Genomic DNA, 19,582 nt, shown 5'->3' on the forward strand with positions numbered 1-19,582 from the left:
AAGTAGTTAAATTACTATTCTAGCTAAAGACTATCGAATAAATGTTTTACTATTAAACTGGTAGCGCTTAGCCGCCAAATTATCCGTTGATACCATTTGTAGATATGTAATGAACAGCTATCTATTGAATGCGTATCTGATGCATAGGTATTTTATGTCTACTCCAGCACCGAACTTTAAACATCAAGATAAGCAGCCATGGTATAAAAATTATATGGTCGTTATCTTTGTGATTGGCATGCCTGCTGCGGTCGTGATCGCTTGTATTTGGTTTGTTTATTACTCTTACCAGATCCGTGATAGCGTGGTACGTGACGACTGGTATATGGATGGCAAAACGCTCTATCACGATGTGTCTCGTGATAAGCTCACGTATGACTTAGACTTACATGGACAAATGCAGTTTGCAGAAAATGGCGATATTGTGTTTTATCTTAACTACCCTGAGCAAAGCGTCCAGTCAGGCAAGCTGCTAAACGGTACACCACTTACCTATCCTGATACGTTGGAGCTTTCCATTTCTCATGCAACGGATATCAAAAAAGACCGCGATGTTGTCCTTAAGCATGTTGAGGGCAATAAATACAGCGCACAAGTCGATATTGACCCTGTAAAAGCCAAGTATTACCTTCAGGTTAGCAATGATGGTAAAGATGATTGGCGTATGCAAGATGTCGCAAAACTGCCTCGTTCAAAGGTCAGTTTTGACCCACTACCAGTTTTCGCTAAAAGTTAATGCTGTTAGTAGTATCCAGACATAAAAAAACCAGCCGCTCGTCAGAGATCGGCTAGTTTTTTTGAGCTATTCAATATCGTGTTAATTAGTAAGCGTTATTTAATATCATACTAATTTTTCAATTACTAAATCACAGGGTTAATCGTTGGAATTTTCTGTGCTTTACGCTCGTTTTGCGCGGCTTTATCCGTCTCTGTCGAATAAGGCTTGTCACTAGCGAACTTAGGATTGAACGTTTGCGTCCTTGGCGATACAGGTAAACCAATTTCAGCCAAACTATCCGTCTGCCCGGCTTGAATATTATCACCTTCAAATAAACGCTCATCATTATCGCGATCAAGGCTGAGTGTTTCAAAGTCAAATAATTCGCGGTCGGCTAATTGTGATGGCGCAACGTTTTGCATGGCTTTGAAAATAGAGGCCAAACGCTGCGGGTGAGCGTCATCCCATTCACGCAGCATATCGTTGATGATGGCACGCTGTAGATTGGTTTGACTGCCACATAGGTTACAAGGAATGATTGGAAATTCCTTTAATTTAGCATATTCAATGATGTCTTTCTCTTCGACATAAGCCAATGGGCGAATCAGCATATTTTGCTTGTCATCACTCAGTAGCTTGGGCGGCATTGATTTGAGCGCACCACCATGAAATAAGTTCAAAAAGAAGGTCGCCAGCATATCGTCACGGTGATGGCCAAGGGCAATCTTAGTCGCGCCAATTTGTTTAGCAAAGCCATATAGTGAACCGCGGCGCAGACGTGAGCACGCCGAGCAGTAAGTCTTTCCTTCTGGCACCACGCTTTTGACGATGCTATATGTGTCTTTTTCTAAAATATAGTGGGCGATGCCCTGCTCGTTTAGATACGCAGGTAAGATGTCTTCCGGATAGCCTGGCTGCTTCTGATCGAGATTGACTGCGACGATATCAAAATGAATTGGTGCAATGCGTTTTAGCAGCAATAAAATATCAAGTAAGGTATAGCTGTCTTTACCACCCGAAACACAGACCATCACCACATCGCCATCTTCGATCATATTAAAATCGCGGATTGCCCAAGAGACTTGGCGACGCAGCTTCTTTTGTAGTTTACGAAAGTACGCTGATTCGGTAGGTGCTTGCGCATCGGTAAACTGCTCGTTAATCATGTCCTCATCATTGCCATCTTCAGAGACGTCATCGTACTCTCTATTATCAGTATCGGTGTCCAAAGCCTGACTATCAAAGCCCATTACATCAGATACATCATCAGCTTGAGAAGGAATATTTGGCGTAAATAAGGTTGCTGCGGTCATAAGTTACTCAATATCTTTATAAGGGTGATTTTACTATAAAGCGATTTGCGATAAAGCTTTTAAAGCATTATCACCAATGTCATGTGACTGATACTTTAAAAGCTGCGATTATAACAAATATTGCTAACAGATTGAAAAGATGACAGTAATACCGACTTTATTTTATTGCAGTGCTATGTAAACTAGCTTTGTCAGCTTAGTGACGGGTGATTGGTCGCTTCGTGGTTCTGTAGTAGACGTATTTTTGCTAAAATAGCCGTTTTCGTAAACCAATAATAGATATCACTATGACTAACGTTACTTTGCAAAATACCTCCAATCAAGTATCAGATGCTGATTTAGCTGCTCTTACCAAAAGCCAAAATGCGGTTGTCCTTTTATCAGGCGGTCTCGATTCGGTGACTTGCTTATATTGGGCAAAAGCACGCTATGCATCAGTGACAGCTGTCAGCTTCAACTATGGTCAGCGTCATAATAGTGAACTTGTCGCCGCAAAGACCATCGCTGAGACAGCAGGTGTCAATCATAGAATCATTGATATTGATATCGCACAACTGGGTGGCTCATCATTAACAGATCACAGCATGATCGTGCCAGACGGTGATTCGGACAAATTCCCTAGCAAAAAACGCGACGAAATCGATAACGACGCTATCCCAAATACCTATGTGCCTGCGCGCAATACTATTTTCTTATCATACGCGTTAGCAGTCGCCGAAGTCGCTGATGCCAATCATATCGTCATTGGTGTCAGCTCAGTTGATTACTCGGGCTATCCTGATTGTCGCCCAGAGTATATAGCTGCCTTTGAACATATGGCTAACCTTGCGACAAAAGCAGGCGTCACTGGTCATCGCTTATCGATTCAAACCCCATTACAGCAATTGTCAAAAGCACAAACTATCGAGCTTGGTCTGTCATTAGGTGTCGATTACGGACAGACGATTTCTTGTTATCGTGCAGATGCCAATGGTCTTGCTTGCGGTGTTTGTGATAGCTGCGCATTACGTCGTCAAGGCTTTGCCCAAGCTGGAGTGACCGACCCTACTCATTATCAGTCTTAATTAATTTTGGTCAGTCCTATATAAGTTGGATACGGTATCAGGAGCGCTTATTCCGCTATCCTTCCTTATGCTTAAATCATATCGAACCCACTATGCATCAACGCTAAATGTTGCGTGGTATGATGATACCCATCAACATTCGCGCAACATTCGCTTGCATTAACACAGCACGTTGTTCTTGTATTCTAATCGACATACTTGCTATCGTATGAACGATTATATTTATCGAAAGATGTAACTGACGATATCGGTCACTCATATATTGATGAGTTGACTTTGCATTGAGTAAAAGACAAAAAATTGACGCTACCCGTAAGAGGAAATTTATGAAGTTGTTGCCAGTACTACCCCTAGCCTTAGCGGCCCTGTTTGCCATGCCACAAGCTAACGCTGCTGACATTAAGCAAGACAATATCAATTCATGTGTCAATGGCGCAGTCAAGTATAAAGTCGCTGATAAAAGCAACGCAACCAAACTATGTAACTGTACTATTGGTGTGCGCAGCAACATGACTATCGGTCAAATGTGGGAAATCGAAAGCTACGCGCAAGATAAGAAAGACCCTTCTAATCTGCCCTATGTGAAAGCGATGCAAAAAGATTTGCAGCAATGCACCGTTGGCTTAGATTTGAAGAAGCCGCAAAAACCTGCTTAATCTCTAATCGTTTGATATACAAAAGACTGGCTATTGCCAGTCTTTTTTGTTGCCAATGAATGGGCAAAGTGTAAAACTGATTATTTATTTCTACTAATCTGCCTATAATAAGAACACTATAAATAGAACCATCATTAAGCCAATACACATAACTAAAACTAATAAGGATTTTATAATGGCCAAGCCAACTACAGAAACCATTCACCTACCTGATTTTCCAGTAACCATAGTACGCAAACTTGCTGGTAACTTTATTCATGATGAAATCAATCTAAAAGAGATGGTCGCCAATACTGATAAAGGCCTTATTCTCTATTTCTATCCCAAAGACAATACGCCAGGCTGCACCACACAGGCAACAGAGTTTACCACGCACCTTCATGACTTCGATGAATTGGGATACGACATTATCGGTGTCTCTCGTGATAGTGTTGAATCTCATGAAAAATTTATCGATAAGTATGACTTACAGATTCCACTTATCAGTGACACTGATGAAAAGCTATGCCAGTATTTTGATGTTATCAAAGAAAAAAATATGTACGGCAAAGTTACGCTAGGCCTTGTACGTTCGGCATTTGTATTCAATAAAAACAGTGAGCTGACTCATGCACAGCGTAACCTACGTGCCAAAGACTATACCAGTCGTTTACTGACTATATTGGCGCCTTAATTATTGGTGTCATAATTATTGGTTCTGTAATTAAGTCAGTATTATTGACGTTATAGTTAAATCAGTATTGATCATAAGAACGATAAAAACCGAATAAAAAATATAAGCCAAGCATTCAGTCCATTACTGAGTATAACCTTGCCCCTATTAGAGAATAATATGAATAAACAATCTGACACGACCACCGACGATACGCCTAAAGAAGTCACGCGTAAAGTATCTGTCGCTATTATTGGCGCGGGTACCGCAGGTCAAAATGCTTTTCGCCAAGCAAGTAAGATCAAAGATGACGTGGTCATTATTAATGAAGGATTTTGGACCACGACCTGTATTGCGGTCGGCTGTATGCCTAGTAAGCTGCTAATTGCAGCGGCTGATCGCGCACATGATACCAACCATTCTGCTGAGTTTGGTATTCATGCAACGGCGCAAATTGATGGCAAACGAGTCATGGAACGTGTGCGTGACGAACGTAGTCATTTTGCCAGCTACATTAAAAAGCAAGTAGACAGCTGGCCTGATCATAAGAAAATCGACGGTCGAGCTCTTATTAATGAGCAAGGGCTAATCGAGGTCAATGATGAGCTAATTGCTGCTGAACAAATCATTGTCGCCACCGGTAGCTCGCCGTTTATTCCTGATGGATGGGCGGATAAGCTTGGTGACACCATGCTCACTTCTGATAGTGTCTTTGAGCTTGAAGATCTGCCAAAGACCATGGCTGTCGTTGGTGCTGGTGCTATTGGTCTAGAGCTTGCACAAGCGTTTACACGTTTAGGTGTAGAAGTCACGCTGCTAAACCGTGCCAAACAAGTGGCTGGTCTAAAAGATGATGATATTAATAATAAAGCCATGGATTGCTTAAGTCATGAATTGACCATGCATCTAGGCAGTGAAATTACCGATGTAGGCACAACAGCAGATGACGGTAATAAAAGTGCGTTTATCAAATATAAAGACAGCGCTGGTGAGTCTCAGCAATGGCAAGGCGAGTACGTCTTAGTTGCTACTGGTCGTCGCAACAATATTAAGCAGCTGGGTGTCGAAAACTTGGGCGTTGAGCTAGACGATAAGAACCGTCCAAAAGATTTAAGTAAAAAAACAGGCCAAATTGGCGACTTAAACGTCTATATCGTTGGCGATGCCAATGCTAATATTCCGTTACTGCATGTGGCTAGCGATGAGGGCTATAGTGCAGGCAGTATGGTCTGCGAGAACACAGAAGCGGCCTATATTCGCCCACCTGCGACTCCTTTCTCTATCGTATTTTGCTCACCGCAAATCGTCAATGTTGGTATGTCGCTACCAGAGATTCAAAAAGATTCAGAACTAGAATTTGTTATCGGTAGTGTGAGCTTTGATAATCAAGGACGTAGCCGTGTAATGGGTGTCAACTGCGGCTTACTACATATCTATGGCTGTAAAAAGACAGACAGAATTTTAGGCGCTAGTATGGTCGGTCCTGATGCTGAATATATCGGTCATATACTTGCTACAGCGATTACCAATGATTTGAGTATTAAAGATATGCTCGACACCCCTTTTTATCATCCGACGATACTAGAGGGACTACGTACGGCGTTACGTGATGTGCAGTACAAAATGGAGATACCTTTCCAATCTCTAGATACCCAAAAGGATAACTCTTAACAGGCCCTTTGACTAAGTCCTCAAGTCAGCAATGCCTTTAAATTAATAGTAGCTAGTCTTAACCATTACTTTATTTGATTGCTTTGACGACTTGAGGTAATTTATAAATATATATTCATTTATAATTTTTTGTACAAACACATCCTGCATGGACGAAAAAATGCCAATCGCTAGTGTTACCGACTTTTTTCAAGAGATCGTTCGCGACTTACATACTAGCCTATATCTTGCTCTCGGCGGCTCTATCGATGAAGAGTCACTTAATTGGTCCTCTCAAGCAGTAGAATTGGCGAGCACTGGCATCAAAATCCTAATACTGCTTGCGGTATTGGGATTTTTTTATTGGTTGGCCAATTATATCCTTAGACAAAGCCGTGCCAAAATTCGATTAAATGAGCGCCGCACTAAGATTGTCCGTTCAGTTTTGCGCTATGTCTGGATTGTCGCCAGTCTGATAGCAATTATGAGTCAGATAAACTTTGAGCCAGAAACTATCAAAGCTACTGCGAAGGCAAGCACTTGGGCAGGTATCTATTATGTACTTTGGGCATCATCAGGACAAATCATTCACAGAGTCCTACAGCACTATGGTCTCAATGCTTCCATAGAGCAGCTACTCAAAAATATTTTATCTGTACTACTATTGGTACTTGGGCTGGCCAGCGTCATGGCTCAATTTGGCTTCGACATTGTATCGTTAGTAGCGGGTTTGGGTATTGTTGGTTTGGCAGTAGGTTTTGCCGCTCAGTCTACCCTTGCTAATTTTATCGCTGGTATCACTATTTTACTTGAGCAGTCTTTTCAAGTTGGTGACTGGATTCATATCAATGATAATGAAGGACGCGTGGTACTTATCGCGTTGCGCACCACTCATATCCTCACTCGAGACAATATCACTGTCATTATTCCAAACTCTAATGTTGCCTCCTCCGAGGTGATTAACCTGACTTCCAAGAACTTTATACGTTTTGATATTCGTGTACGTATCGCGTTCGAAGATGATATTGAGACAGCTCGCAAGGAAATCTTGCAAGTACTCAGCGATACTGATGCAGTACTTAATCGTCCTGAGACTTCAGCGACCGTGGCAGAAATCGGCGAGTACGGGGTATTTTTTATCGTACGTTTTTGGGTCAAACCAGCAGCCGTTGCCCGCATACCCAAAATCAAAGAAGTGCTGCAAGAAGAGATTAAAATCGCGTTTGACGCGGCTAATATCTCTACGCCTTATCCGCATATGCGATTGCTCATGCCAAAGGATGTTGACTACCCTATCGCAACCAAGCCCTTTGCGACCACCACTCAAATCGTCCCAGAGGAATTACCACTGACGAAAGGTGAGTAGAGAATTTGCTTTCCCATATTTAACTATCACATCTTAAAATCTTAAACACGGCTACTTTGAACCATCCTACTGTGAATTATGGTAAAATTGCCGGTTACACCGATTATCTTATTATTTGCTTTTTTGTCAATTTAGCCCACAGGTACCCGTATGACCGAACAAACCGCGCCCGCATCTCTAACAGCAGCTTCACCAGAGTTGTCGCTTGATCTTATTATTACCTGTGCCGATGGGCTTGAAGCACCACTGCAGACTGAGCTAACCAGTTTTGGCATTGACAGCGAAATCAAAAGTACCGGCCGTCTAGCCGTAACTGGTGGTTTACGTGAGCTATATACCATCTGCCTATGGTCACGCGTGGCCTCGCGCGTATTGATGCTGATTAAACGTAAAAACATCAATGCAGAATACGACGTTGCAGAGCAGCTATACGGCTTGGCAAAATCGGTCAATTGGACTGAGCAATTTAGCCTAGAGCAAACCTTTGCTATTCGTCTGTCTGTCGATAAGCGTGTCGCTGTCAGTCAGCAATTTGCCATGCTACGTATCAAAGATGCGATTGCCGATACCTTTAACGAAGTTTACGACAGCCGTCCTAACGTCGACAGCAAAAACCCAGACTTCTCTGTTTTTGCTACCATCAATGACAAGCAAGCTGAGTTGTATTTAGATCTGTCAGGTACCAGTTTGCATCGCCGTGGTTACCGTGTGGCCATGACAGAAGCACCATTAAAAGAAAACTTAGCAGCTGCCCTACTCTATAGTGCTGGTTGGCACAAGAAAAACGAAGCGGGCGACGCACCTTTTTATAATGCGTTAATTGACCCAATGTGTGGCTCTGGAACGTTCCTTATCGAAGCATTATTGATGCATTGCGACTATGCCGTGGGTATCGACAAAGCTGCCAATCAATTTGGCTTTTACCAGTGGCAGCATCATGATGAGACGCTATGGCAAGAGATGATCGATGATGCTCAAACACGTTTCCGCGAAGCATTAGAGATTGCCAATGAGCAGCCTGATACATTGCCGCTGATGTTGGGCTTTGATGCTGATAGTGGTGCGATTCTTGCCACAGAAAAAAACTTAATTGCCGCAGGTTTACAAGACCTTTTACCATTACTCGATATCGAACATCGTGCGCTTGACCAACTCAGCAACGTGCTCAAGCCATTAGTCAATGATGGTCGATTGAGCAATCCTTTGGTCATTACCAACCCACCATATGGTGAGCGTTTGGGTGATGAAGAAATGATTAAGCCGTTGTATCAAGCAATTGGGCTGATATTGCAAGATAGCTTTGCCGGTAGTGGCATTGATCCGATGCTTGGTATATTGGCCTCTCATGTCGAACAAGTAGATATTCTACCGATTAAAGAACCAAAAACCTTACGCTGTCATAATGGTGCCATCACCGTCTATTTCCGCTACGGAACGCTTATTGCTGGGCAAACAGGCAATCTTGTTAGTCGTTTTGAGAAACGCGAGATTGAAGTAGAAGATGGACAAGACTTTATTAATCGTCTGCAAAAAAACCTTGCTAAGCTTAAGAAACTGGCCAAAAAAGACAATGTAAGCAATATTCGTGTTTACGATGCTGATTTACCTGATTTCAAAGTCGCGATCGACTTATACGGTGATTATGCGCATGTGCAAGAATATGCGCCGCCAAAGACCATCCCACCTGAGACTGCGAAAAAACGCTTTAACTTGGCATTGATGGGTATTCGTGAAGTCTTTGATATTAACCGTGAACAGATCTTTATCAAAACGCGTGCCCGTCAGTCTGGTAACGATCAGTACAGCAAGCAGAACACCACAGAAAAGCGTGGCAAGTTTCATGTTGCGCGCGAAGATGGTGCCTATCTGTATGTCAACTTTACAGATTACTTAGATACTGGTCTGTTTATCGATCACCGTAATATGCGTGCTCGTATCAAGGACAACAGCCGCGGTAAAGCAGTACTTAACCTGTTCGCTTATACTTGTACCGCAAGTGTGCATGCAGCGCTTGCTGGTGCGAAAAAAGTCACTAGCGTTGATTTGTCACAGAACTATCTAGATTGGGGCAAACAAAACTTTGTTTTGAACGGTTTGGACGTTAGCCGTAATAAGTACCAGTTCGTTGCTGCCGATATCTTTGAGTGGATTAAAGACAATACCGAACAGTTCGATGTTATCTTTATCGATCCACCGACCTTCTCAAACTCTAAGAAATTCCAAGGTACTTTTGATGTGCAACGTGACCATGCTGCATTGATTAATCGTGCCATGAACCGCCTAACTTCCGATGGTGTCTTGTACTTTTCTAACAACTTTACGCGTTTTGAGTTAGATGAGCAGTTGACTCAGCGTTATGACATCATTGATATCACGCAAAAAACCATTGGCTTTGATTTCAATATCAAAAAACCGATTCATCAAAGCTTTGAGATTCGTCATCGTCAAAGTCTATAATTCGAAGTTTTAAATTTATAGTTTAGAATCTAAAGTCCGTACACAGGATTTTGATAAATAAAACTATAGATTTATAGTGGCAGCATAAGTACCTGAAACTTCTGTTTTTTGCCGAATGTATATGAAATATAACAATGGTCCAATCAGCTTTGATTGGGCCATTTTTTGTTGCTATGATAGAGCGTTACTAGGCGATGGATTTGCGCAGTTATTGCGTAAGCATCGCCTTTTTTCGATTACCTTATAAAACCACTAACGTCTAATAAAAAGGATAACACCATGGCTTTATCACTTAATAAAGGCGGTAATTTATCGCTAACGAAAACTGACCCAAACTTAACCAAGTTACTTATCGGTCTTGGTTGGGATGAGCGCGCCACTTCTGGTGCTGAGTTCGATCTTGATGCTAGCGTATTTTTGCTAAATGGCGCGGGTAAAGTGCGCGGCGATCATGACTTTATCTTTTACAATCAGCTGAAGTCTGACAATGGCGCTGTCGAGCATACTGGTGACAACCGTACTGGTGAAGGCGACGGTGATGACGAAGTTATCAAAGTCAACCTCACTCAAGTACCTGCAGACGTAGATAAAGTAGTTGTGACAGTGACTATCCATGACGCTGCAGCGCGCAGCCAGAACTTTGGTCAGGTCGCCAATGCCTTTATCCGTGTCGTCAATGAAGAAACAGGCACTGAAGTCGTACGTTTTGATTTAGCAGAAGACTACTCTGTAGAGACAGCAATGGTGTTTGGCGAAGTATATCGTCACAACGGCGAATGGAAATTCCGCGCTGTTGGTCAAGGCTATTCAGGCGGCTTGCAAGCGATGTGTCAGCAATACGGTGTTGATATCTAAAACCATTATTTACTGGTATTTAGTCAGTTATTAGTCACCGTCATCACGTCCAAAATAGCAAACCGCCATCGTTGCAAATAGTCACAATTTTTAATGGCCAAATGACTAGTAATGCTTTACGTTTCGTTTAAAATTATGCATAAAAAGTGGTTAGTAATAACCGCTTTTTTGCGGTTCATGCCTATACTAGGTAGACCTTAGCTTTACGCAACCATACAGGATGTGTCATGAGACATTTTTATTTAGACTTTATCTTTACCGCAATTGCTTTGGCAATAGCAGCATGGTGGGGATATTCACATGGCGGTATGGGTGGCATGATAGCCACTCTTTCTATTACCGCTATTTTGGCCGTCATGGAGATTTCATTATCTTTTGATAATGCGGTGGTCAATGCTTCAGTCCTTAAGGGCTGGGACGAATTTTGGAAAAAGATATTTTTAACCGTTGGTATCCTAATCGCCGTATTCGGTATGCGATTGGTCTTCCCTATTGTCATCGTCGCGGTTACTGCTGACCTTGGTATGATGGAAGTCATCAACTTGGCTTTATATAGTCCTGAAGAGTACTCAGCAAGACTGATGGCACACCATGCGGAAATCTCAGCATTTGGTGGTATTTTCTTACTATTGGTATTCTTGAACTTTATTTTTGATGACAAAGAAGTACATTGGTTTGACTGGCTTGAGAGCCGTTTAGCCAAGCTAGGTAAAGTCGATGCCATGAGCGTATTTGTAGCGCTTATCGTCTTGATGATTGCGGTATCGTGGGCTAATGCAGAGCAGTCAAGCGCTGTCCTAATCGCAGGTGTTTGGGGTATCTTGGTTTATCTGGGCGTACAGGTTGTATCGGGGATGCTTGAGGGTGACCTTGAAGAAGACCTAGAAAACGAAGAGAATGGTTCGGGCGCTGCGGCGACCAGTGCCATTATGAAAGGCGGTATCATTGGTTTCCTATACTTAGAAGTCCTAGATGCCTCATTCAGTTTCGATGGCGTGATTGGCGCATTTGCAATTACTAATGATGTGATTGTTATCATGTTAGGTCTTGCGATTGGTGCGATGTTCGTACGTTCTATGACTATCTTCTTGGTAGACAAAGGCACGCTTGACGAGTTCATCTATCTTGAGCATGGCGCACATTATGCCATCGGCGCATTGGCACTGATTATGCTATTGTCAGTGAAGTTCCATGTACCAGAGATTATTACTGGTCTGATTGGTATAGCCTTTATTGGTTGGGCGCTGCTAGCGTCACTTCAGCATCGTAAAGCTGAGAAAGCAAGCCTAAACTAAGGCGTGTTCTCAGTGTAGTCTGTATCTAGTTATATATCTAAGCAGGTCATATCATCAGGTATGGCCTGTTTTTTTGTCACACTTTTTGCCACACTGTTAGGTCTTGTGGAAGCCCCAAGATATCGAAATGACCCATAATTGAGACAATCAATGGTTAAAGTTACGTTTGCCCTGTTACTATTACCCTATCTTCAGTTAAAATCCTCATCCTTAAATAACTTGTCGAAATAAGACCCTATAAACGATATGCAAAAAATTCTTGATGATATTGCCGCAGAAATGGCAAGTGAAACTGACCGCGGCAAAGTAGCAGATTATATCCCGCAATTGGCTCATGTCGATCCGAACCAGTTCGGTATAGCTGTAGCGACTCCTGATGGGCATATGTATGCAGCAGGTGATGCCAGTACACTGTTTTCGATCCAAAGTATCTCTAAGGTATTTACCTTAACCATTGGTCTTGGCAAGCTAGGCGATACACTTTGGACACACGTCGGACGCGAACCATCTGGCGATCCTTTTAATTCAATTGTGATGCTCGAGCATGAGTCTGGCCGACCGCGCAACCCATTTATCAATGCTGGTGCCATTGCCGTGGTGGATGCTATTATGATGGGGCATAAACCCAAAGAAACACTGGGTGAAATCCTGCAGTTTGTTCACCTCATTGCAGATGATGAGTCAATTCGCTTTGATCATAAAGTAGCGGCTTCTGAGATGGCGCACAAGGACCGGAATGCCTCTCTGGCGCACTTTATGAAATCCTTTGGTCGTTTAAGACACGATGTGGATAATGTATTAGGTACGTATTTTCATCAGTGCTCAATTGCAATGAACTGCCAACAGTTGGCCAGTGCCGGTCTTTATTTAGTGTCTAACGGAGTTGATAAGCACTCAGGAGTACGTGTAATCAATGAAAAACGAGCACGCCGTATTAACTCATTGATGATGATGTGTGGTCATTATGATGGTTCTGGCGAATTTGCTTACCGCGTGGGCTTACCAGGCAAAAGTGGTGTTGGTGGCGGTATTTTGACGATAGCACCTGGTAAAGGTTCTATCGCTGTCTGGTCACCAGGGCTTGATCATGTAGGTAACTCTAAGCTTGGACTAAAAGCACTAGAGCGCTTCGTACAAAAAACTGGCTGGTCGGTTTTTGCAGAATAAGAGATACATGTATATTTATCTAAATAGGTTTTTTGTATAATGCCATGCTCTCATACTAGCTGCGAAGCATACCTAAGCCATGAGTTGGTTTATTCTAAGCCCATATAGTCAGTCGGTGCTTTTTAAAGCGATTGTTTTATCTAAGCTACCTTTGTGCTAAATCCCTTTTGTATGAAACATTACTTTTCATAACAATATCTTAACGACTATTGCTAAGTTGATTAGAAATTATCAAAGATACAGAAGTATTATGTCCCTTAGTAAGCATATAGTAAGCGCACAAAATACGCCTTGCTTAGTGAGCAAACGCTTAGTATAGTAAAACCTAATGATATGCAGGGCATAGCGTACAGGTAAGTTTTTATTATTTGCTCTGAGATATCAGTCACTGCACAACTTTTAGTTTATTTTTTATCACTCAATCCACTTAACTATTAATCCAAAGGATATTTGTATGGCTATTAGCTTAACAAAAGGCGGCAACGTAAACTTATCAAAAGAAGCGCCAGGTTTAACTAACATTACAGTCGGTTTAGGCTGGGATCCACGTGCCACTGACGGCCAAGAGTTTGACTTAGATGCAATCGGTTTCTTGATCAATGAAGCAGGCAAAGTCCGTAACGACCAAGATTTTATCTTTTTCAATAACTTAAAATCAGACAATGGCGCTGTTGAGCATACTGGTGATAACCGTACTGGCGAAGGCGATGGCGATGATGAGAAAATCAAAATCAATCTTGCGAGCATTCCAGCTGACGTCAACAAAGTAGCTATCTGTGCAATCATCTATGAAGGCCAAGCGCGTAACCAAAACTTCGGTCAAGTTGGTGATGCTTACATCCGCGTTGTAAACGACAATGGTGAATCTGAAATCGCTCGTTATGACTTATCAGAAGATGGCAGCACTGAAACAGCGATGATTTTCGGTGAATTATATCGTCACAGCGGTGATTGGAAATTCCGTGCGGTCGGTCAAGGTTTCAGCGGTGGTCTAGGACCATTAGCAGCCTCTTATGGCGTAAATGTTTAACGTTAAAACCAACGTAAACGTTTAGCAAGCCAATTATCATAATCAGACGTCTGGTTATGATCTAATGAGCCATCAAGTGTGCCCCTTTAACGCATTTGATGGCTTTAAATTTAATTGGCTTATCATTAAAAGCTATAGAGCACTTAAAAGCACACGCACACATTAAGAGCATTTAACAAAGATATTAGAATAAGGATTTGCAAGCCATGGCCGCAACATTCAGTTTAATCGGTACTATTGAACCTTTTTTGCATTGTAATCTTAAAAAAGGCGATTCAATTTATTGTGAAGCCAATGCGATGGTAATGATGGAGTCCAATCTTGAGCTGAAAGGTAAGCTACAAGGTGGGCTGATGCAGTCACTGATGCGCCGCTTTGCAAACGATGAATCGTTGTTTCAACAGCAGATTGAAGCGGTTAATGGTGAGGGCGACTGTCTGCTTGCGCCCACGCTCGATGGTGATATGCAAATCATAGAAGTTGGCAAGCAGCAGTATACATTGAGTGATGGTGCGTTTGTCGCGGCCCAAACTGGCGTCGATATCAGAGCCAATATTCAGCGCAACTTAGGCGGTGCAGTATTCGGTGATACAGGCGGCTTTATGGTGATGCAGACCCAAGGCCAAGGCCAAGTCGTGGTATCTGGTTTTGGCTCGTTGTTTGAGATTGATGTTACACCAGACAAAGACGTCATTATTGATAACGGTCATGTGGTCTGCTGGGACTCAAATCTTGAATACAAACTGTCAGTTTCGACCAGTAAGAAAAAAGGCATCATGAGCAATATTATCAACTCTGTTACTAGTGGCGAAGGTATGGTTCTGAACTTCTCAGGAAGTGGCAAAGTCATTATTTGCTCGCGCAATCGTGACAGCTATCAAGGTTGGATACAAAGCGTCCTAGGTAGTAGCTCAGGAGGACGTGGCGGCGGTGGTGGCTTCTTAGACAATATCTTATAGTAAATTTCGCAATTTATACCAATTTCTAACTTTATTTTTAAACGGTTTTACTCACAATTATTATAAGGATACTCACATGGCAGTTAGTCTTCAAAAAGGTCAAAAAATCTCCCTAAGCAAAGAAGCTGGTGGCGAGCTGACTCAAGTTAAACTAGGTCTAGGCTGGGATGTTGCGCAAGGGCCACAAGATAAAAAAGGTGGCTTCTTAGGAAAATTATTCGGCGGCGGTTCTGGCGGCGATTCTATCGATTTAGATGCTTCATGCATCATGTTCGACGCTAACAAGCAAGCGGTCGATGCAATTTGGTTCAGTCAGCTAAAATCGAAAGACGGCAGTATCGTGCATACTGGTGACAACCGTACTGGCGACGGTGATGGCGATGATGAAGTCATCAATGTCGATCTCTCAAGAGTACCTGCCAATGTGGTTTCATTGGTATTTACGGTCAATAGCTTTACTGGTCAAACGTTTGAGACAGTAGAAAATGCGTTTTGCCGTATCGTTAATGCCAATAATAACAGTGAAGTAGCACGTTATAACTTGTCTGCCCAAGGTGGACATACAGCGATGGTAATGGCAAAAGTTTATCGTCATAACAATGAATGGAAAATGCATGCGATTGGCGAGACTGCTTCTGGTCGCACCTTCCATGATTTAATGCCTGCTATCACACCGCATGCGTAATTGACTTTAGACTTTAACTGGATTATTACCAATCTAGTTAAATAGTTTATTTCAAAAGAGAGCGGCCCATCTATCAATAGATGGGCCGCTCTTTTATGTTTATTATTTATAGTTAAGAATACTACTTACGTCCACGTTTCCAGCTAAAGCCCCAGTTAAATGCTTTGTCCATTTCTTGGTGACCTTTAAAGTATTGGTTGATACGCTCAACATTGATACTGCCTTGCTGATTGACCAAACGGGCAATGGCACACATTGGTAGATTACCCGCACCTTCGGTCAAACGTGTCTCAATCGGTGATTGCTCTGGCACATGGATAGTTACAACCCCATCGGTTTTTTCCCAGTTAGGTGCGCCTTCGTAAATAAACGCAAAGATAAATACCTCTTCAATCTGCGACCATTGCTGACCGTTAATATCTAGCCATTCACCACCACTTACCTGCCCCGTTCTATCATCCGCACGTAGGCAAACATAAGGCGCTGATTGTAAACTACCAAAGCGATTGCCCAACGCTTGAATCAGGGTTTTTTCACCATTTTTTAGATGAATCATAGCGCCGACATCTAGATCGATACCACTTGATTGATGCTGCTTAAACAGATCTCCCAGTATGCCTTTCTTGGGCGCTGCTTTATCACTTGGCGGGCGTTGATTCCAATCTAAATTGACCGATATTTTACCAAAGTCATCACGTTTTTTAAGATTAATGCTAGATTGGTTTTTAGTTAAGGTTATTTTACTTAAGTTAATCGAAGGGTTAGCGGGAATCGGTGGCGGATTATTAGTTTGAGAGGTGCTGCCTACTTTTTGCGTATTGATTGGTCGCTGAGTGTTGATAGGTTGAGACTGGCTTTGGGCAGGGTTATGATTTTGGGCAGGTGCGTCATCAGCGATTTCCACACCAAAATGCTCAGATAAAGGTTTTAACCCTCCCTCAAATCCTTGGGCGATAAAACGAAATTTCCAGCTTCCTTGTCTGCGATAGCATTCAGCCAATATAATGGCTTTTTCATTACGTCCAGCGCTACTCAGCTGACAGGTCATCAGTACTTGACTACCCTGTAAGACTTGAATGTCCACATCGCCAACTTGCGACAGTGTTTGCGCATTAGAGAACGCTAGGGCAATTTTCTCAATACTTGCAGGCTGTCCAGACAAATTAATATCAAAAAACCCATCACTGTCATGACCGCGAAAGCTAACGCTACCATCATCGCTACGTGTCTGACCATAAAATATCATGTCTCCATCACCGCGTACTTTGCCGTCATTAGACAGACGATAAGCGGCACAGTCAATGGCGTTTTGGCTTAAAATGCGAATGCTAATATTGTCAGTCGGTAGTGGCGCATTGGCACCTGCAATTAGTTTTTGAGGTTGGTTTTGACTCATCATACGTCCTTTAGATTATTTATTATGCTGTTGTCATTGTCATGCCGACTATCATCATATAGTAGCATGGATATTATGAAAGTTTTGAATCAGGCAATCGTGATATAAGCGATAAAGTCATCCTTACAAATCCCTATGACTATTTTATCAGAGGCGTTTATAACGCATATCATTTGTATATAATACGTCCTATTGAACCGTATACCTTTTCTAATATTACTACTAGATTTGCAGTAGCAGTATTGACTTGCCCATTCCCCTACATCTACACCTAATGATAACGCTGAGAGAATTATGAATAATCTTGCTGACAATAGTAACCCTTCAATACCAGTAGCAGCGTGGTTAGCTGAAGGCCAATCTAGCCAGCGTGATATGTTAGATAGCTTACAAAATCTAAAGAGCAAATCAAGCAGTCCTTCAAACAACCCTTTTCAAGTTATTGCCTCACACCGTCATGATAGACCTGAGATTTTCGAATTTGCCGATATAGTTTATCGCGAGCCATCTGACTCGATTGCAGATACTGATACCCAAATGACTAGCGAACTTGCCATACCACGCTGGCAGTTCGTATTGGAACAAGCTCAAAAGCATAACGTAAAAGTACTACTGACTGGACGCAATGGTATCGATTATGAAGCGCAACGTGAGAAATTTTACGCTGCGGGTATTCGCTTATTAACAGGTGCAACCAGCGTGGCGGCACTAGAATCAATCGATGATAAATTTGCTTTTATGCAGCACTGCCACGCTCATAATATTCCAGTGGCAGATGCATGGCGTTTTGACAATACGGCGGAGCTTGAGGCTTTACTCGCCGAACATGGTGACCAACCTCTATGTGTGAAACCTGTTGTCGGTATTTTTGCCCAAGGGTTTTGGCGATTAGATACGGGTAAAGCATATGACGAGCAGTACGATAGCTTTGAGCACTTATACTTTACTGAAGAGAAAAAAATAAATACAGCCCAATTTGTGAATGCCTATGCTGACAGCGAAATGGTACACGAGCGACCTATTCCAATGTTGCTTATGCCTTATCTGTCAGGGCAAGAGTACTCTATCGATGTAGTTTGTGAATATGGTGAAGTCCTAGCTGCTGTCACTCGTCATAAAACAGGAAAAATACAACACGTTGGTTATGAGCAGTCTGTCATGGATGTCGTAATCCCTTTGATTAGGGCTTTTGGCTGTGATGGCATTGTCAGTGTACAAACTAAAGCTGATGATAGCGGTCAGCACCGAGTTCTTGAGATTAATAGTCGTCCATCAGGTGGTATTGGGTATACTTCTCATAGTGGGATTGATTTGACGCAAGTCGGATTTTCTTACTGGTTGGGCTTGTCAGAAAAACCTAACTTAGAGACCAATATTCAGCATATTGAACCATGCCAAGTACGCTCTATCATGATGAGTGTCAAAATTGAAAAGGATAATGAATAAATAGTCTACTAAGCATGCACGTGGTTAGCAAATGATTTGAATAGGCACAAAAAAAGGTTTTTAGATTAATATCTAAAAACCTTTTTTATTATCTTCATTCTTGAAAAGTATTAAAAATCAACGTTTAAAATTACTCGCCAAAGGCTAGTGTCGCTTGCTTAGGTGCATTTTTAGAAGCAATGACCCATAGTAAGCTCAATACGATTGCTGAACCGATGAAGATCATAATTGATGAAGATATGGCACCTGCATGCGTATAATCCATAGACATTGAGTGATCAGTCATCGTCATTTCCATCGCGGCTATACCAGTGTAATGCATACCACAAACGGCAAGACCCATAATAAACGCACTACCAAAACGCTGTAATGTACCACGTAGATTGAATGCCAACCATAGCGCAGCGATAGCGGCTGCAATAGCAATTACAATCGATAAGATAAGCAGCGGTATATTATATGACATGGTAGCGTCCATCTGCATAGAGGCCATACCGGTATAATGCATGGCTGCAACACCCAGTCCAGTAAGTACGCCGCCACCGATTAACTTAGCAACGCTTGGTTCACCGCGACCTACGATGACAATACCGACTGCAACGAAACAAATCGCGAGTAGCATTGATACAATTGTCAGACCCAAGTCATAAGTCACAGGCATCTTCATATCTACTGCCATCATACCGATATAGTGCATAGACCAAATTGCACCACCGATAGCAATCGATGATAGCGCTACCCAAAAATACAAATCCGTTCCTGGCTTAGCAGAAGGTACCCGAATGGCAAGGTTTAAGCCAACATAAGAACCAAATACTGCAATGGCGTATGAGACCAACACCAAAAGTAAGTTATATTCAACTTCCATCATTT

At 42.3% G+C, this 19,582-nt stretch carries 17 protein-coding genes; 14 read left to right on the plus strand and 3 right to left on the minus strand.

Annotated elements, in window-relative coordinates; translation table 11 throughout:
• Nucleotides 1-154 precede the first annotated feature (154 nt).
• Complete coding sequence (locus tag IEE84_RS08685; RefSeq protein ID WP_057760810.1) at nt 155-736, plus strand: FixH family protein; 582 nt, start codon at nt 155-157, stop codon at nt 734-736.
• Nucleotides 737-861: 125 nt separating this feature from the next.
• Here the strand turns inward: IEE84_RS08685 and ttcA are convergent, their stop codons facing one another.
• Nucleotides 862-1,968 carry a tRNA 2-thiocytidine(32) synthetase TtcA gene (gene ttcA / locus IEE84_RS08690; RefSeq protein WP_224738005.1) on the minus strand — a complete coding sequence of 369 codons (1,107 nt, stop codon included), beginning with the start codon at nt 1,966-1,968 and terminating at the stop codon, nt 862-864.
• A 350-nt stretch (nt 1,969-2,318) separates the two neighbouring features.
• Between ttcA and queC the strand changes: the two genes are divergently transcribed.
• The 12 genes from queC (at nt 2,319) to IEE84_RS08750 (ending at nt 15,867) form a co-directional block, all read left to right on the plus strand.
• Nucleotides 2,319-3,095: a 7-cyano-7-deazaguanine synthase QueC gene (gene queC / locus IEE84_RS08695; RefSeq protein ID WP_191113890.1), complete on the plus strand. Its 777-nt coding sequence runs from the start codon at nt 2,319-2,321 to the stop codon at nt 3,093-3,095.
• Between the two features lie 326 nt (nt 3,096-3,421).
• Nucleotides 3,422-3,751 (plus strand): hypothetical protein, encoded by a 330-nt coding sequence (locus tag IEE84_RS08700; protein WP_057760815.1) that lies wholly within the window; start codon nt 3,422-3,424, stop codon nt 3,749-3,751.
• 175 nt (nt 3,752-3,926) lie between these two features.
• Complete coding sequence (locus tag IEE84_RS08705; RefSeq protein ID WP_191113891.1) at nt 3,927-4,424, plus strand: peroxiredoxin; 498 nt, start codon at nt 3,927-3,929, stop codon at nt 4,422-4,424.
• Between the two features lie 159 nt (nt 4,425-4,583).
• Nucleotides 4,584-6,074 carry a dihydrolipoyl dehydrogenase gene (locus IEE84_RS08710; protein ID WP_191113892.1) on the plus strand — a complete coding sequence of 497 codons (1,491 nt, stop codon included), beginning with the start codon at nt 4,584-4,586 and terminating at the stop codon, nt 6,072-6,074.
• 160 nt (nt 6,075-6,234) lie between these two features.
• Nucleotides 6,235-7,419 carry a mechanosensitive ion channel family protein gene (locus tag IEE84_RS08715; protein ID WP_224737721.1) on the plus strand — a complete coding sequence of 395 codons (1,185 nt, stop codon included), beginning with the start codon at nt 6,235-6,237 and terminating at the stop codon, nt 7,417-7,419.
• 150 nt (nt 7,420-7,569) lie between these two features.
• Nucleotides 7,570-9,876 carry a bifunctional 23S rRNA (guanine(2069)-N(7))-methyltransferase RlmK/23S rRNA (guanine(2445)-N(2))-methyltransferase RlmL gene (gene rlmKL / locus IEE84_RS08720; protein ID WP_101206444.1) on the plus strand — a complete coding sequence of 769 codons (2,307 nt, stop codon included), beginning with the start codon at nt 7,570-7,572 and terminating at the stop codon, nt 9,874-9,876.
• Nucleotides 9,877-10,155: 279 nt separating this feature from the next.
• Nucleotides 10,156-10,731: a TerD family protein gene (locus tag IEE84_RS08725; protein WP_057760825.1), complete on the plus strand. Its 576-nt coding sequence runs from the start codon at nt 10,156-10,158 to the stop codon at nt 10,729-10,731.
• A 227-nt stretch (nt 10,732-10,958) separates the two neighbouring features.
• Nucleotides 10,959-12,026 (plus strand): DUF475 domain-containing protein, encoded by a 1,068-nt coding sequence (locus tag IEE84_RS08730; RefSeq protein ID WP_057760827.1) that lies wholly within the window; start codon nt 10,959-10,961, stop codon nt 12,024-12,026.
• A 246-nt stretch (nt 12,027-12,272) separates the two neighbouring features.
• Nucleotides 12,273-13,193, plus strand: coding sequence for a glutaminase (locus IEE84_RS08735; protein ID WP_191113894.1), 921 nt, complete (start codon nt 12,273-12,275; stop codon nt 13,191-13,193).
• A gap of 454 nt (nt 13,194-13,647) precedes the next feature.
• Nucleotides 13,648-14,223: a TerD family protein gene (locus IEE84_RS08740; protein WP_057760832.1), complete on the plus strand. Its 576-nt coding sequence runs from the start codon at nt 13,648-13,650 to the stop codon at nt 14,221-14,223.
• A 206-nt stretch (nt 14,224-14,429) separates the two neighbouring features.
• Nucleotides 14,430-15,182, plus strand: a complete 753-nt coding sequence (locus tag IEE84_RS08745; RefSeq protein ID WP_057760834.1) for a TIGR00266 family protein — start codon at nt 14,430-14,432, stop codon at nt 15,180-15,182.
• A 76-nt stretch (nt 15,183-15,258) separates the two neighbouring features.
• Nucleotides 15,259-15,867 (plus strand): TerD family protein, encoded by a 609-nt coding sequence (locus IEE84_RS08750; protein WP_057760836.1) that lies wholly within the window; start codon nt 15,259-15,261, stop codon nt 15,865-15,867.
• A 121-nt stretch (nt 15,868-15,988) separates the two neighbouring features.
• Here IEE84_RS08750 and IEE84_RS08755 read toward each other — a convergent pair whose 3' ends face one another.
• Nucleotides 15,989-17,263, minus strand: a complete 1,275-nt coding sequence (locus IEE84_RS08755) for a TerD family protein (RefSeq protein WP_191113895.1) — start codon at nt 17,261-17,263, stop codon at nt 15,989-15,991.
• A 294-nt stretch (nt 17,264-17,557) separates the two neighbouring features.
• On the opposite strand from IEE84_RS08755, the gene IEE84_RS08760 reads away from it, so the two are divergent.
• A complete protein-coding gene (locus tag IEE84_RS08760) occupies nt 17,558-18,709 on the plus strand; it encodes an ATP-grasp domain-containing protein (RefSeq protein ID WP_191113896.1) in 1,152 nt (383 codons plus the stop codon).
• Between the two features lie 130 nt (nt 18,710-18,839).
• On the opposite strand, the gene IEE84_RS08765 is transcribed toward IEE84_RS08760, so the two are convergent.
• Nucleotides 18,840-19,580, minus strand: a complete 741-nt coding sequence (locus tag IEE84_RS08765; RefSeq protein ID WP_165596807.1) for an MHYT domain-containing protein — start codon at nt 19,578-19,580, stop codon at nt 18,840-18,842.
• Nucleotides 19,581-19,582: the final 2 nt, after the last annotated feature.

It is taken from the genome of Psychrobacter sp. 28M-43, assembly GCF_014770435.1.
Taxonomy (GTDB): Bacteria; Pseudomonadota; Gammaproteobacteria; order Pseudomonadales; family Moraxellaceae; genus Psychrobacter.

What these genes read in the sequence shown, in the direction of transcription:
- IEE84_RS08715 (WP_224737721.1), top strand. Translation starts at nt 6,235, where the DNA reads ATGCCAATCGCTAGTGTTACCGACTTTTTTCAAGAGATCGTTCGCGAC.
- IEE84_RS08740 (WP_057760832.1), top strand. Translation starts at nt 13,648, where the DNA reads ATGGCTATTAGCTTAACAAAAGGCGGCAACGTAAACTTATCAAAAGAA.
- IEE84_RS08705 (WP_191113891.1), top strand. Translation starts at nt 3,927, where the DNA reads ATGGCCAAGCCAACTACAGAAACCATTCACCTACCTGATTTTCCAGTA.
- IEE84_RS08710 (WP_191113892.1), top strand. Translation starts at nt 4,584, where the DNA reads ATGAATAAACAATCTGACACGACCACCGACGATACGCCTAAAGAAGTC.
- IEE84_RS08765 (WP_165596807.1), bottom strand. Translation starts at nt 19,580, where the DNA reads ATGATGGAAGTTGAATATAACTTACTTTTGGTGTTGGTCTCATACGCC.
- IEE84_RS08685 (WP_057760810.1), top strand. Translation starts at nt 155, where the DNA reads ATGTCTACTCCAGCACCGAACTTTAAACATCAAGATAAGCAGCCATGG.
- ttcA (WP_224738005.1), bottom strand. Translation starts at nt 1,968, where the DNA reads ATGGGCTTTGATAGTCAGGCTTTGGACACCGATACTGATAATAGAGAG.
- IEE84_RS08750 (WP_057760836.1), top strand. Translation starts at nt 15,259, where the DNA reads ATGGCAGTTAGTCTTCAAAAAGGTCAAAAAATCTCCCTAAGCAAAGAA.
- IEE84_RS08745 (WP_057760834.1), top strand. Translation starts at nt 14,430, where the DNA reads ATGGCCGCAACATTCAGTTTAATCGGTACTATTGAACCTTTTTTGCAT.
- IEE84_RS08725 (WP_057760825.1), top strand. Translation starts at nt 10,156, where the DNA reads ATGGCTTTATCACTTAATAAAGGCGGTAATTTATCGCTAACGAAAACT.
- IEE84_RS08700 (WP_057760815.1), top strand. Translation starts at nt 3,422, where the DNA reads ATGAAGTTGTTGCCAGTACTACCCCTAGCCTTAGCGGCCCTGTTTGCC.
- rlmKL (WP_101206444.1), top strand. Translation starts at nt 7,570, where the DNA reads ATGACCGAACAAACCGCGCCCGCATCTCTAACAGCAGCTTCACCAGAG.
- IEE84_RS08730 (WP_057760827.1), top strand. Translation starts at nt 10,959, where the DNA reads ATGAGACATTTTTATTTAGACTTTATCTTTACCGCAATTGCTTTGGCA.
- IEE84_RS08755 (WP_191113895.1), bottom strand. Translation starts at nt 17,263, where the DNA reads ATGAGTCAAAACCAACCTCAAAAACTAATTGCAGGTGCCAATGCGCCA.
- queC (WP_191113890.1), top strand. Translation starts at nt 2,319, where the DNA reads ATGACTAACGTTACTTTGCAAAATACCTCCAATCAAGTATCAGATGCT.
- IEE84_RS08735 (WP_191113894.1), top strand. Translation starts at nt 12,273, where the DNA reads ATGCAAAAAATTCTTGATGATATTGCCGCAGAAATGGCAAGTGAAACT.
- IEE84_RS08760 (WP_191113896.1), top strand. Translation starts at nt 17,558, where the DNA reads ATGAATAATCTTGCTGACAATAGTAACCCTTCAATACCAGTAGCAGCG.